This is a genomic window from Micromonospora sp. NPDC048839 (genome assembly GCF_040649915.1).
In the GTDB taxonomy this organism is placed as follows: domain Bacteria; phylum Actinomycetota; class Actinomycetes; order Mycobacteriales; family Micromonosporaceae; genus Micromonospora.
In genome coordinates, this window is record NZ_JBEZGL010000007.1 from 173,096 (window position 1) to 186,175 (window position 13,080).

A 13,080-nucleotide genomic window follows, 5' to 3' on the forward strand; every position below is an offset into this window, starting at 1 on the left:
ATGACCACCGCAACGCCCACCGTCGCCGCCGGCGCCCAGAAGACCGACGGCACCCCGACCACCGCGGCCGGACGGGTCCGCAAGCGGTTGAACAGCCGCACCGCGACCCTCGTCTCGGTCATCATCGCGGTGGTCTGGACCATCCCGACCTTCGGCCTGCTCGTCTCCTCTTTCCGGCCGGAGGACGAGATCAAGACCACCGGCTGGTGGACGGCCTTCACCAACCCGCAGTTCACGTTCGAGAACTACCAGCAGGTCCTGTTCGGGCGGTCGTCGTCCTCCGGACAGCTCGCCGGTTCCTTCGTCAACTCGCTGGCGATCACCATTCCGTCGGTGCTCTTCCCCCTCGCCTTCGCGTGCCTGGCCGCGTACGCGCTGGCCTGGATCAACTTCCGCGGCCGGGACTGGGTCTACATCGCGATCTTCGCGTTGCAGATCGTGCCGTTGCAGATGGCCCTGGTGCCACTGCTGAAGTTCTTCTCCACCGGCGTCACCCTCGGTGGCGTCACCCTGATGCCGGCCTGGGACCTGGTCGACGAACAGAAGTTCGCCCAGGTGTGGTTCGCCCACACCTGCTTCGCGCTCCCGTTCGCCGTCTTCCTGCTGCACAACTTCATCTCGCAGCTGCCCGGAGACCTGATGGAGGCGGCCCGGGTCGACGGGGCCACCCACCCGAAGATCTTCCGCAGCATCGTGCTGCCGTTGATCACCCCGGCGCTGGCGGCGTTCGGCATCTTCCAGTTCCTCTGGGTCTGGAACGACCTGCTGGTCGCGCTGATCTTCGCCGGTGGCGGCAACGAGACCGCCCCGCTCACCGTCCGCCTCGCCGAGATGGCCGGGACCCGGGGCAACGAGTGGCAGCGGCTCACCGCCGGCGCGTTCGTCTCCATCGTCGTACCGCTCATTGTCTTCCTGTCCCTGCAACGCTTCTTCGTGCGAGGTCTGCTCGCCGGCAGCGTCAAGGGCTGACCCGCTTGCCCGCCGTCGCCTGACCCCTCGGGCGGCGGCGGGCGCATCGGGCACCGAGCGGGGGAACCGTGACGAGGATCGATGATGTGGCCCGGCTGGCCGGTGTGTCCACGGCCACCGTCTCGCGGGCCCTGCGCGGACTACCGACGGTCTCCGCCGCCACCCGGCACCGGGTGCTCGCCGCCGCCGAGCAACTCGACTACGCGGTCTCACCCAGCGCGTCCCGGCTCGCCGGTGGCCGAACCGGCACGGTGGCGGTGGTGGTCCCCCGGATCACCCGCTGGTTCTTCAGCACCGTCGTCGAGGCGGTCGAGGAGTACCTCCACCAGTCCGGTTACGACCTGCTGCTCTACAACCTGGGCGGGCGGGAGCAGGTCCGCCAGCGGGTCCTGCGCACGGCCAACCTGCACAAGCGGGTGGACGCCATCATGCTCGTCGCCACGCCACTGCGGCCGGCCGACCTGACCGCGCTGGCCACCCTGGAACTGCCCGGGGTCACCATCAGCTCGGGCAGCAGGGTGCCCAACTGGCCCTGCGTACGGATCGACGACGTCGCGGCCGCGCGGGCCGCGACCCGGCACCTGATCGACCTCGGCCACCACCGGATCGCGCACATCTCCGGCGACCCGGACGACGAGTTGGCCTTCACCACCCACCTCGACCGACGCCGTGGCTACCGGGCGGAGCTGCGCGCCGCCGGCCTGCGGCCCGACCCGAGCCTGGACGTCGAGTCCACCTTCACCATCGACGGCGGCAACCGGGCCACCGCCGAGTTGCTGGCCAGTGGCGAACCGCCGACCGCGATCGTCGCCGCCTGCGACGAGATGGCGATGGGAGCGATGACCGCGGTACGCGACGCCGGGCTGCGGGTGCCGCAGGACGTCAGCGTGATCGGCATCGACGATCACGATCTGGCCGGCGTGCTGGGGCTCAGCACCATCGCCCAGCCCGCCGCCGAACAGGGACGGCTCGCCGCCCGAATGTTGCTCGACCCGCTCGGGGCTCGCCCTGCGGGCGCCATCGTGAGTCAACGGACCGCCGGCCGCGACACACCGGTGATCCTGCCCACTCGGTTGGTCGTCCGGGACTCGACCGCACCACCCCGGGCACACTGAAATCCACACACCGCGACACGGGAGAAGACCCTGAACACCGATCCGACGCAGCAGAACTCCTCCGGTCACCCGGTCACCGGCTGGTGGACCGAGGCGACCATCTACCAGATCTACCCCCGCTCGTTCGCCGACTCGGACGGCGACGGGGTCGGCGACCTGCCCGGCATCACCGCCCGCCTCGACCACCTGGTCGAGCTGGGCGTGGACGCGGTGTGGCTCTCCCCGTTCTACCCGTCGCCGCAGGCCGACGCCGGCTACGACGTGGCCGACTACCGCGACATCGACCCGCTGTTCGGCACCCTCGCCGACGCGGACAGGCTGATCGCCGAGGCCCGGTCCCGCAGCCTGCGGGTGATCGTCGACCTGGTCCCCAACCACACCTCGTCCGCGCACCGCTGGTTCCAGGCGGCGCTGCCCGCCGCGCCCGGCAGCCCGGAACGGTCCCGGTACATCTTCCGGGACGGCCGCGGACCGGCCGGTGACCAGCCGCCGAACGACTGGCAGAGCGTCTTCGGTGGCCCGGCCTGGACCCGGACGGTGGACGCCGACGGGCAGCCCGGCCAGTGGTACCTGCACCTGTTCGACACGGGCCAGCCGGACCTCAACTGGGACAACCCGGAGGTGCACGCGGAGTTCCTGGACGTGCTGCGGTTCTGGCTGGACCGCGGCGTGGACGGCTTCCGGGTGGACGTGGCGCACGGCCTGATCAAGCAGGCCGACCTGGCCGACTGGCAGGAGCCCCAGGAGATCCTCTCCGGCAACGAGATCGACAAGCCGCGCCCGCCGATGTGGGACCAGGAGGGCGTGCACGAGATCTACCGGCAGTGGCGCCAGGTTCTCGACAGCTACCCCGGTGAGCGGGTGCTGGTCGCCGAGGCGTGGGTGGAGCCGGCCGAGCGGCTGGCCCGCTACGTCCGCCCGGACGAGATGCACCAGGCGTTCAACTTCGAGTACCTGCTCGCCGCGTGGACCGCGCCCGCCCAGTACGCGGTGATCACCCGCTCGTTGGAGGCGACCGACTCGGTCGGCGCGCCGACCACCTGGGTGCTGTCCAACCACGACGTGGTGCGACACGCCTCCCGGCTCGGCCTGCCGATCGGCACCGTACGGCCCAACGGCATCGGCATCGGCGATTCGCAGCCGGACGCCGCGCTCGGCCTGCGCCGGGCCCGGGCGGCCACCCTGCTGATGCTCGCCCTGCCCGGCTCGGCGTACCTGTACCAGGGCGAGGAACTGGGGCTGCCCGAGCACACCACGCTGCCCGACGAGGCCCGGCAGGACCCGACCTGGGCGCGCAGCGGGCACACCCAGCGCGGCCGGGACGGCTGCCGGGTGCCGATCCCGTGGGAGGCCGACGCCCCGTCGTACGGCTTCGGCCCGACCGACGCGAGCTGGCTGCCGCAGCCGCCGCTCTGGGCGGAGTACGCGCTGGACCGCCAGCGCGACGTGCCCGGCTCGACGTACGAGCTGTACCGCACGGCGCTGCGGCTGCGCCGCGAGCACGGGCTGGGTCGCGGCACCCTGGAGTGGGTGTCCTCCGGCGACGAGGCGCTGACCTTCCGCAACGGTGAGCTGACCGTGCTGACCAACTTCGGTGCAGCGTCGGTGCCGGTGCCGGCCGGTGCCGAGGTGGTGCATGTTAGCGCGCCGCTTACCGACCGCGGGGCGGTCCCAACCGACACCACGGTGTGGGTGCGCCAGCCGGCCTAAACTGTTCGGAAGAGTTCCGTGGAGTCGTCAGAACGCTAGGGTGAGTGAGCTTTTTAGCCGACGAGCCAAAACGGGGGGTGCGCAATTCTGCGCACCCCCCGTTGGTCGTCGCCGGGCGTCGAGGAACGTCCAGCCACAAGCCTCCCTCAGCCTGATGCCCTACTGGCCGAGGACTTCGTTCAGCAGTGCCCGGAAACCGTTCCGCTCTGCGTCTCCTTTACGTCGATCCCCGGACCGAAGCGAGTGTCGAAGAGCGTCGCTTTTGCGTAGTACCTCTTGTTGGTCTGAACATCTGAGCACGGCTCAGAGGTCGAGAGATAGGTGTAACCCGAGGCGTGGTAACCCTTGTAGGCGTGTGCAACCTGACCGTCGGGGCCGGTATCTTCCCGATAAATATCCACGTCAATGGCGAAGTGTTCCTTGTTGCTGCAGTTGACCTCGGCGCGGGCGTACATGGATCCCGGGTCCGGGCTGATCCTCACGGTCAGGCTGCAGTCCTTGGGACGAGCTGATGCAGGGGAGGCCGGCAGCAGCACTCCCGCGGCAGCAAGAGATAGGGCGGCCATAGACGTCGCGGCCAGCCGGATGTTTCGCTTCCGTCGCAGCAAGAGCTTCTCCAATGGGTTCGTCACCTGCAAAAAGGCACGCTGTACCACGGCAGCCGAAATGTTGGCGGTGTCGAATTCAGCGTGGACGTTTTGACAACGTCGCAGGAACCGTGGGCAAAGAATAGAGATGGCCACCTTTACGTGCAACCCCGCATATACAAACCAGCTCATACACCCCTTTTGCTAAGTTATGGTTACGCGACGCCGTAGACGGCGAAGATACGGTTTCCCTGCCTGTGCGGCACCATCGAGGCGCCAATGTCGAGGGCATGGCCGGAAAGCCTGCGGGGCCCCAGGAAAACAGCCGACGCCGACGACCCTGCGGATCATGCGGATCCGGCACCTGCGCGAGCCCGCGCCAGCAGCGGCGACGCCACCCGGGAGAGGCCGTCGAAGGGAATACTCGAATCCGCCAAGTCAAGGAGGCCCGCGCTCACAGATGCTCGGCCCTGCGGTGCAGCAGCTCGTGCCTCCGCCTCACACACCTCGTCGCCGAGGACGCCCACTCCCCTCCCGTGCCGAACCCCCACGCGCCCCCTCGCCGAGGTCGACGCAGTCGATTCGCCGCATTTGCGTGCCAAGATCGCGCAAAATCCTGGATTTAGTGGTGGCCTCAAGATCGCAGGACACCACTAAATCCAGGATGTAGCGTGATCTTGCAGGTGCGGGCGCAGCCCGGCGTCACGGCGTGCCCGGCGTCACGGCGTGCCCGACGCCACGGCGTGCCCGACGCCACGGCGAGCCCGACGCGACGGCGGGGTCAGAGGCGGTTGGCTCGGGTGTGCAGCAGGTCGTGCACGTTCTCGATGTCCGCTGGCGACGTCCGTGAGGCGAGCCAGTACATGACACCTGTGGGAATGAAGAAGAGCTGGAACGCGGCCAACCCGACGGCGAAGTTCAACGGCGGCGGGAAGGCCACCCGCAGCCCCTGGAAGGCCACCCCGACCAACCCGTTGCCGGCCGCGCGACCGACCCCGTTGACCAGGTTGCCCAGGCTGTAGACCGTGCCCCGGTGCTCCGGCGGGTTGACGTCGGCGATCAACGCGAACCAGTTCGGTGAGTTGGCCGAGGTCAACGCGAGCGCCACGATCGCGGTGAGCAGGCTCAGCCCGACCGACGGCTCGGTGAACACACTGGTCAGCACCGCGCCCACGACCGCGCCGCCGCTGGCGCCGTCCGGCACGTCGATGGTCACCGGGACGAAGAACAACACCAGGTAGAACGGCAGCGCGGCGAGGATGCCGACCGCGGCGACCAACGCCCGCCCCCGAGGGGTACGCCGCTGCACCGCGTCGCCGATCAGGCCGCCCACGATGGAGAACACCCCGCCGAGCTGGAACAGCGTGGCGAAGACGCTGCCCACCACCACGGCTGTCGACGTCGAGTAGCCCTGGGCCTCGGCCCGTTCGGCGAAGAGCACCGGCAGCCAGACCAGCGAGCCGAACGCGGCCTGCGCGGTCAGCCCCTGGAGGATCAGCCACCTGTTGGTCCGTCGGGCCAGGATGCGCGGTAGGTCGGCGCGACTGATCCGGTAGTCGTACTCTGCGCCGGCATCCAGCCGGTCGGCCAACTCCGGCTCGCTCTGGCCGCGCCGGACGTCGTACGTGAAGAGGTAGGCCAGGGTGGCGACCAGGCCGACGCCGGTCAGGATCAGGAAGGGTCGTCGCCAGTCGGTAGCCCCGAGCAGGCCGCCGACGAGCGTGCCCGCGAGGGTGCCGATCCCCTGGGAGAGGCCCCAGAAGCTCATCACCAGCCCTCGCCGGGACGGTGAGATCAGGTCGGTGACCACGGAGAAGCCCACCGAGCCGACCGCGCCGAGGCCGACGGCCGCGACCAGCTGCGCGGCCAGGAAGGTCAGGTACCCGCCGGCGAGCGCGCTGCCGCCGGTGCCGGCCGCCCAGAGCAGCGTGCCCACCATGAGCAGCCGTTTGCGGTTGGCCCGGTCACCGACGTACGCCCAGCCGACCGCGGCCACCGCGCTGACCAGGAAGCTGACCGCGGTGACCAGACCCAGTAGCCGCCCCGACACGCCGAACGCGTCGGAGATCGGGCCGTAGAGCGGCGGTACCAGCCCGATCGCCACGTTGTCCAGGGAGGCGAGCAGCACGAACACCACGACGCTGTACAACCGGTGGGCCGGACCGCCGCCCCGACCGGGCGGGCGTGAGCCGGGCTGTGCCCGTCCCCGGCCGGGTCCGCCACTGGTCACCGTCATGCCGGCAGCCAACCAGACTCGGCGGAGGGGGCCGTCACGCGGGTGGGTGCCGGTCGACGTACCCCGGCACCCACCTCGTCGATCCGGACGGTCAGCGTCGGTCGAGAACCAGCCCGCGAGCCGCCGCGTACTGGTCCCGCACGGCGGGGACCGGCTCGGCGGCGTACTCCTCGGTGCCCTCGACCGCCCACTGCGGTGGCGTCGGGCCGCCCAGGGCGACCCAGGCGGCCTGGCGGGCGGCACCGTCGGCGACGTACTCCCCGGCCGGCGGGACGACGACCGGGCAGCCGAAGACCTGCGGGGCGATCCGACGCACCGCGGCCGACCGGGCTCCGCCGCCGACCAGGATGACCCGGCGGACGGTGGCACCCTGTGCGGTCAACGCGTCCAGGCCGTCGGCGAGCGCGCAGAGCATGCCCTCCACGGCGGCCCGCGCCAGGTGCGCGGGGGTCGACGTGCGCAGGGTCAGCCCGTGCACGGCGCCGGTGGCGAGCGGTCGGTTCGGCGTCCGCTCGCCCTCCAGGTAGGGCACCATGACCAGCCCGTCCGCGCCGGCCGGCGCGGAGAGCGCCAGATCGGCCAGCTCGTCCAGGCTGACGCCGAGCATCGCCGCGGCCGCGTCCAGCACCCGGGCCGCGTTGAGCGTGCAGACCAGCGGCAGGAACCGACCGGACGCGTCGGCGAAACCGGCGACGGCACCGCTCTCGTCGGCGGCCGGCACGTCGGCGACGCTGAACACGGTGCCGGAGGTGCCGATCGAGACGACCACGTCACCCGGGCCGGCACCGACGCCGAACGCGGCGGCGGCATTGTCCCCGGTGCCCGCGCCGAGCAGCGCGCCGCCCGACCCACCCAGCTCGTCGGCCAGCTTGCCGGCCGACTCCGCCGGACCAAGCACCTCGGGCAGCACCAACTGCCGGCCGAAGCCCCGTTCCAACAGGTCCGGTCGGTAGTCGCCGGTCGCCGGCGACCAGTAGCCGGTGCCGCTGGCGTCACCGCGGTCGGTGCGCAGCGCGCCCAACCCCGGGGCGCCGGCCAGCCGCCACGTCAGCCAGTCGTGCGGCAGGCAGACGGCCGCCACGCGGGCCGCCGCCTCCGGCTCGTGGGTGGCCAGCCACCGCAGTTTGGTGATGGTGAAGCTGGCCACCGGGACACTGCCGGCGGCTTCGGCCCAGAACCGACGCCCGGCCGCGCCGCCGCCGGCCTCTTCGACGAGATCGGCGGCGGCGTCGGCGGATCGGGTGTCGTTCCACAGCAGTGCCGGGCGGACCACCCGGCCGTCCTCGTCGAGACACACCATGCCGTGCTGCTGGCCGGCGACGGAGATCGCCGCCACGTCGGCCAACCCGCCGGCCTGGTCGACGGCGCTACACAGCGCCTGCCACCAGGCTTCCGGGTCGACCTCGGTGCCGTCCGGGTGCGGTGCGCGGCCCTGCCGAAGCAGAGCCCCGGTCTCCGCGTCCCGGACGACCACCTTGCAGGACTGGGTGGACGAGTCGACGCCTGCGACCAACGGCATGGCGGGGCCTCAGCGAGCGCCGAGCAGGTGCTCGACGGCGAGCTGGTTCAGCCGGACGAAGGCGAAGCCCCGCTCGGCCACCGCGTCGACGTCGACGTCCTCGAACGCGGACCGGTCGGCCAGGAACTCCTCGTAGCCCTCGCCGTCGTTGAGCGTCGGCGTGTTCAGGTCGCCGACCTTGCTGGCGGCGAGCGCCTCGACCACCTCGGGGTCGGCGCGGAACGCCGCGGCCCGCTCCTTGAGCAGCAGGTAGGTGCTCATGTTGGCCGCCGCCGACGCCCAGACACCGTCCATGTCCTCGGTGCGGGAGGGCTTGTAGTCGAAGTGCCGCGGCCCGTCGTAGGCCGGCCCGCCGTTGGGACCGCCGTTCTCCAGGAGGTCCACCAGGGCGAACGCGTTCATCAGGTCACCGTGGCCGAAGACCAGGTCCTGGTCGTACTTGATGCCGCGCTGGCCGTTGAGGTCCAGGTGGAACAGCTTGCCCTGCCAGAGCGCCTGGGCGATGCCGTGGGCGTAGTTGAGCCCGGCCATCTGCTCGTGGCCGACCTCGGGGTTGAGGCCGACCAGCTCCGGGTGGGCCAGCTGGGAGATGAAGCCGAGCGCGTGCCCGATGGTCGGCAGCAGGATGTCGCCGCGCGGCTCGTTGGGCTTGGGCTCCAGGGCGAACCGCAGGTTGTAGCCCTTGTCGATGGAGTACTGGGTGAGCAGGTCCACCGCCTCGCGGTAGCGGTCCAGGGCGGCGCGGACGTCCTTGGCGAGGTCGTACTCGGAGCCCTCGCGGCCGCCCCACATGACGAACGTGCTGGCACCCAGCTCGGCGGCCAGGTCGACCTGACGCAGCACCTTGCGCAGCGCGTACCGGCGGACGTCGCGGTCGTTACTGGTGAAGCCGCCGTCCTTGAAGATCGGGTGGGTGAAGAGGTTGGTGGTGACCATGGGCACCACGAGGCCGGTCTCGTCGAGGGCCTTGCGGAACCGGGCGATGTGCTGGTCCCGGGTGGCGGCGTCGACGCCGAACGGGATCAGGTCGTCGTCGTGGAAGGTGATGCCGTACGCGCCCAGCTCGGCGAGCCGGTGCACCGCCTCGACCGCGTCGAGCTCGGGACGGGTCGCGTCACCGAACGGGTCACGGGCCTGCCAGCCCACGGTCCAGAGCCCGAAGGAGAACTTGTCGGCGGGGGTGGGACGGGGTGCCATGAGCGACCTCCGGGGTGGTGTTGTCCGCTATTTGTTCAGCGATTGAATTATTTGCTCAGCCTATGGCACTGTCAAGGGGTGAGCCTCACCCACGCCCCGGCCGGCGCAGTCCGTCAGGGCAGTCTGCGCGAGCTCAACCTCGCCCTGGTCCTGGGCCGGATCGCCGCGGCCGACCGACCTCCGTCCCGGGCCGACCTGGCGACCGCGACCGGCCTGACCCGAGCCACGGTGTCCGCGGTGGTCGAGGACCTGCTCGCCGGGCAGTTGGTCAGCGAGTCCGAGCCGGCCCCCCGCGCCGGCGCCGGCCGCCCGGCCCGCGGTCTCGTGCTGGCCGACCAGGGGCCGGCGGGGCTCGGCCTGGAGGTCAACGTCGACTACCTGGCGGTCTGCGTGGTGGACCTCGCCGGACAGGTCCGGCACCGCACCGTGCACCGGGCCGACCTGCGCCCGGTGGCCCCCGCGGACGCCCTCGCCCAGCTTGTCGAGATCGCCGGGACGGCCCGCGACGTCGCCGCCAGCGAGGGCCTCACCCTGGTCGGGGCCGCACTCGCGGTGCCCGGCCTGGTGGACGACGACGGGCTGGTCCGGCTCGCGCCGAACCTGGGCTGGCGCGACGTGCCGGTACCCGCGCTGCTCGCCGCGCACCCGCCGCTCGTCGAGCAGGTGCCCGGCGTCCCGGCGCTGATGGTCGACAACGAGGCCAACCTCGCGGCGCTCGGCGAGCTGCACGCCCGGCCACCCGGCCCGGCCAGCTTCCTGCACATCTCCGGAGAGGTGGGCATCGGCGCCGGCATCGTGCTCGACGGCGCCCTGTTCCGGGGCGTCCGCGGCTGGAGCGGTGAGATCGGGCATCTCCCGGTGCACCCCGAGGGCCGTCCGTGCCGCTGCGGCGGACAGGGCTGCCTGGAGCAGTACGCCGGCCAGGAGGCGATCGTGACCGCCGCCGGGCTGACCCGGACGGAACTCCCCGCCGACACCGCGACAGCGCGGCTGGCCGAGCTGGCCGAGGCCGGTGACCCGGACGCGCTGCGGGCGCTGCACGATGCCGGGACGGCGCTCGGTGTCGCGGTGGCCGGTGTCGTCAACCTGCTCGATCTGGACACCGTGGTGCTCGGTGGCGGTTACGCCGCGCTGGCGCCCTGGCTGTGCCCACCGGTGCTCGCCGAGATCGCCAGTCGGGTGCTCACCGCGGCCTGGTCGCCGGTCACGGTCCGACCGTCGAGACTCGGCGCGGAGGCCGCCGCAGTGGGTGCCGCCGGCTCGGTGGCCCGCCGGATCGTCGCCCAGCCCGCCGGCTGGCTGGGCCGCTCCGGCTGATCGACGCCCCGCGCTCGGTGGCCCGGTGCCCGTCTGGCTCGGTAGCCTTTCCCCAGCCAGCGATCCGCGGCGAGGAGGCGAGAAGCAGGATGCGCACAGGTCGTCAGACGCGCGGTGGCGTCGGACGGTGACCTCGACCCGGCACCCCAGCGGCACGACCCTGCCAGCCGACGCGAGACTTGCCCGCGAACTGCTCGACGGGCTCGCCGAGGCCGTGCTGACCACGGACGGGACCGGCCGGGTCACCCTGTCCAAATGCCGGTCGGCGCGCTGACCGTCGCACGATTCGCCGAGACCCGGCTGCACCTCGACCCGGGTGACCTGCTGTTCGCGTACACCGATGGGGTGACCTCGGCGCACGGGCCGCGTGACCTGACGACGTTCGGTGTGGCCCGGCTGCGCGCCGCGCTCGCCTCGGCGGCCGGGCGGTCGCCGGCGGCGCTCGTCGAACGGGTGCGGCAGGCGGTCGACGACTGGCTGGCCGGGGAGTCCCACGACGACATCGCGATGCTGGCCGTGGGTGCCTCGACGCCGCAGTGATCGACGGCCGGTGCCTTCGGGGTGATCAGGCGGTCCGCGCCACCGGCGGTCCGCCGGCCGGCCGGTCCCGGTTGCCGCCGATCGACCGTCCCGGGTCACCCGACAGGTCCGCCCAGGCCGTGCGGGTCTGCCGGTCCTGGTCGATAGACAAGTCTCCCGAGCGCCCACCGGGCCGGTCCGGGTCGTGCGGCCAGTCCCCCGGATCCGTCGGGTCAGCCGACGAATCCGTGATCTGCGGCCGCTGCTGGCGAGCGACGTTGTCGAACTCCCGCATACCGTCGAGCAGCGCGTCGCGGCCCGCGGGGCTCATCCCGGCCAGTACCGCGGCGAGCTGCGCCTGACGGTCGGCCCGCAGCTCGGCGAGGAGCCGGCGGCCCTCCGGAGTGAGGTGCAGCGAGATCTCTCGCCGGTCGAAGCGGCCCGGCTCACGCTCCAGCATGCCGGCGGCGACCAGCCGGTCGCAGAGGCGGCTGGCGGAGCTGAGCAGCATGTCGAGCCGGGTGGCCAACCGGCGGAGGTTGATCCCGTCGTGCTGCTCCACCACCATCACCGCCCGTAGCTGGGCACCGGAGACCCGGCCGGCGGTCCCCTCCCGGGCGGATTCCCAGATGCCGAGCAGGGCTGCGGCCGCCACATCCAGTGCGGCAGCCATACTCGTCTCGGGGTCCGTCGGACGGTGCAGTTCAGCCATGGTGGCCCGAGACTACTCCGAACCCACTGGTGGTCGAGCTTTCAGCGAGGGAGCGACGATGAGCGAACCGGTCAGTCAGGCACGACGTGCCCTGAATGAGACACCGGCGGACCGGCTCGTCGGTGGAATCGGAGAGGTGCTCACCCGGTCGTACGGGATCACCGACGTCGAGCTGTACCAGGTCGACTACCGACTCGCGGAGCTACTGCCACTCACCGAGGGTGATCCGATCACGAATCCCGGGCATCCCGCCTGGCGTGCCTTCGACCACCAGTCGCCGATACTGACCGACGGCACCGCCTGGTTCCCGGTGACCATGCGTGGCGAGCGTCGAGGGGTGCTGTGCCTGGCGCCCGTCCCGGACGACCGGACGGTCCTCGCCGAGCTGGCCGACATCGCCACCGCGCTCGCCCACGAGGTGGCGGCGGTCGCCGCCGGCACCGACGTCTACCAGGCGGCGCGGCGCACCCAGCGCCTCACCCTGGCCGCCGAGATGCAGTGGGACCTGCTTCCCGGCCGCAGCCGGATCCGTCCCTCGTTCAGCCTGGCCGGGCAGTTGGAGCCGGCGTACGCGGTGCGCGGCGACAGCTTCGACTGGTCCGACGACGGGCAGCGACTCTGGTTGTCCACGATCAACGGCACCGGCGAGGGTGTCGCCGCCTCCCTGCTCACCTCGTTGGCCACCCACGCGCTGCGCAACGCGCGTCGCGCCGGGTTGAGCCTGGCCGACCAGGCCGCCCTCGCCGACCGGGCCATCTACGACCTGTACCGGGGCGAGCAGCACCTCTCCGCGTTGCTGATGGAGCTGGACCTGCGGTCCGGGATGATGACGGTGGTCGACGCCGGATCACCCCGGCTGGTCCTGCTGCGCGACGGGGAGGTCACCGAGCAGCCCCTGGAGGCGCAGTTCCCCCTCGGCATGTTCGAGGAGACCGACTACCACGAGCAGAAGTTCCCGCTGGAACGCGGCGACCGGCTCTTCGTGGTCAGCGACGGGGTGGTGGATGCCGCCGGGCAGCACGTGCGCTACGGCGAGACGGCACTGGACCGGTTCCTGCGGCGGACCGGGCCGATGGAGCCACTGGACGCCGTCCGGTCCCTGATCGGTGACCTGCGCGCCTTCGTGGCCGGTGACCTGGTCGACGACGCGGTGGTCGTCTGCCTGGACTGGTCCGGCCCGCAACCGTGACCGGCGGTCG

Annotated in this window: 12 protein-coding genes; 7 read left to right on the forward strand and 5 right to left on the reverse strand. The window is 71.7% G+C overall.

Annotated elements, in window-relative coordinates; genetic code table 11:
- The 3 genes from AB0C25_RS16050 to AB0C25_RS16060 all read left to right on the forward strand — a co-directional run bounded on the left by AB0C25_RS16050 (nt 1) and on the right by AB0C25_RS16060 (nt 3,794).
- On the forward strand, nt 1-969 hold the full coding sequence (locus AB0C25_RS16050; RefSeq protein WP_357373721.1) for a carbohydrate ABC transporter permease: 969 nt from the start codon (nt 1-3) through the stop codon (nt 967-969).
- A gap of 68 nt (nt 970-1,037) precedes the next feature.
- Entirely contained in the window at nt 1,038-2,084 is a 1,047-nt protein-coding gene (locus AB0C25_RS16055) for a LacI family DNA-binding transcriptional regulator (protein ID WP_357373723.1), read from the forward strand.
- A 30-nt stretch (nt 2,085-2,114) separates the two neighbouring features.
- Nucleotides 2,115-3,794: a glycoside hydrolase family 13 protein gene (locus AB0C25_RS16060; RefSeq protein WP_357373977.1), complete on the forward strand. Its 1,680-nt coding sequence runs from the start codon at nt 2,115-2,117 to the stop codon at nt 3,792-3,794.
- A 179-nt stretch (nt 3,795-3,973) separates the two neighbouring features.
- Here the strand turns inward: AB0C25_RS16060 and AB0C25_RS16065 are convergent, their stop codons facing one another.
- From AB0C25_RS16065 to xylA, 4 genes are all read right to left on the reverse strand, one after another.
- Nucleotides 3,974-4,573, reverse strand: a complete 600-nt coding sequence (locus AB0C25_RS16065) for a hypothetical protein (protein WP_357373725.1) — start codon at nt 4,571-4,573, stop codon at nt 3,974-3,976.
- 589 nt (nt 4,574-5,162) lie between these two features.
- Nucleotides 5,163-6,617 carry an MFS transporter gene (locus AB0C25_RS16070; protein WP_357373727.1) on the reverse strand — a complete coding sequence of 485 codons (1,455 nt, stop codon included), beginning with the start codon at nt 6,615-6,617 and terminating at the stop codon, nt 5,163-5,165.
- 91 nt (nt 6,618-6,708) lie between these two features.
- Complete coding sequence (gene xylB / locus AB0C25_RS16075; protein ID WP_357373729.1) at nt 6,709-8,136, reverse strand: xylulokinase; 1,428 nt, start codon at nt 8,134-8,136, stop codon at nt 6,709-6,711.
- Nucleotides 8,137-8,145: 9 nt separating this feature from the next.
- Entirely contained in the window at nt 8,146-9,333 is a 1,188-nt protein-coding gene (gene xylA, locus AB0C25_RS16080) for a xylose isomerase (protein ID WP_357246204.1), read from the reverse strand.
- 78 nt (nt 9,334-9,411) lie between these two features.
- On the opposite strand from xylA, the gene AB0C25_RS16085 reads away from it, so the two are divergent.
- The 3 genes from AB0C25_RS16085 to AB0C25_RS16095 all read left to right on the forward strand — a co-directional run bounded on the left by AB0C25_RS16085 (nt 9,412) and on the right by AB0C25_RS16095 (nt 11,190).
- Nucleotides 9,412-10,650 carry an ROK family transcriptional regulator gene (locus tag AB0C25_RS16085; protein ID WP_357373731.1) on the forward strand — a complete coding sequence of 413 codons (1,239 nt, stop codon included), beginning with the start codon at nt 9,412-9,414 and terminating at the stop codon, nt 10,648-10,650.
- 127 nt (nt 10,651-10,777) lie between these two features.
- Nucleotides 10,778-10,924 carry a hypothetical protein gene (locus AB0C25_RS16090; protein WP_357373733.1) on the forward strand — a complete coding sequence of 49 codons (147 nt, stop codon included), beginning with the start codon at nt 10,778-10,780 and terminating at the stop codon, nt 10,922-10,924.
- The gene (locus AB0C25_RS16095; RefSeq protein WP_357373735.1) at nt 10,906-11,190 is read left to right on the forward strand and encodes a SpoIIE family protein phosphatase; all 285 of its coding nucleotides are present in this window, start codon (nt 10,906-10,908) and stop codon (nt 11,188-11,190) included. Before AB0C25_RS16090 ends, AB0C25_RS16095 begins: the two co-directional genes overlap by 19 nt.
- Before the next feature lie 25 nt (nt 11,191-11,215).
- Here AB0C25_RS16095 and AB0C25_RS16100 read toward each other — a convergent pair whose 3' ends face one another.
- The gene (locus AB0C25_RS16100) at nt 11,216-11,881 is read right to left on the reverse strand and encodes a MarR family transcriptional regulator (protein ID WP_357373737.1); all 666 of its coding nucleotides are present in this window, start codon (nt 11,879-11,881) and stop codon (nt 11,216-11,218) included.
- A gap of 58 nt (nt 11,882-11,939) precedes the next feature.
- Between AB0C25_RS16100 and AB0C25_RS16105 the strand changes: the two genes are divergently transcribed.
- On the forward strand, nt 11,940-13,070 hold the full coding sequence (locus tag AB0C25_RS16105; RefSeq protein ID WP_357373739.1) for a PP2C family protein-serine/threonine phosphatase: 1,131 nt from the start codon (nt 11,940-11,942) through the stop codon (nt 13,068-13,070).
- Nucleotides 13,071-13,080 lie beyond the last annotated feature (10 nt).

Bases quoted from the DNA above. Each gene is read 5' to 3' on its own strand.
- AB0C25_RS16050 (WP_357373721.1), top strand. From the start codon at position 1: ATGACCACCGCAACGCCCACCGTCGCCGCCGGCGCCCAGAAGACCGAC.
- AB0C25_RS16070 (WP_357373727.1), bottom strand. From the start codon at position 6,617: ATGACGGTGACCAGTGGCGGACCCGGCCGGGGACGGGCACAGCCCGGC.
- xylA (WP_357246204.1), bottom strand. From the start codon at position 9,333: ATGGCACCCCGTCCCACCCCCGCCGACAAGTTCTCCTTCGGGCTCTGG.
- AB0C25_RS16100 (WP_357373737.1), bottom strand. From the start codon at position 11,881: ATGGCTGAACTGCACCGTCCGACGGACCCCGAGACGAGTATGGCTGCC.
- AB0C25_RS16105 (WP_357373739.1), top strand. From the start codon at position 11,940: ATGAGCGAACCGGTCAGTCAGGCACGACGTGCCCTGAATGAGACACCG.
- AB0C25_RS16065 (WP_357373725.1), bottom strand. From the start codon at position 4,573: ATGAGCTGGTTTGTATATGCGGGGTTGCACGTAAAGGTGGCCATCTCT.
- AB0C25_RS16095 (WP_357373735.1), top strand. From the start codon at position 10,906: ATGCCGGTCGGCGCGCTGACCGTCGCACGATTCGCCGAGACCCGGCTG.
- xylB (WP_357373729.1), bottom strand. From the start codon at position 8,136: ATGCCGTTGGTCGCAGGCGTCGACTCGTCCACCCAGTCCTGCAAGGTG.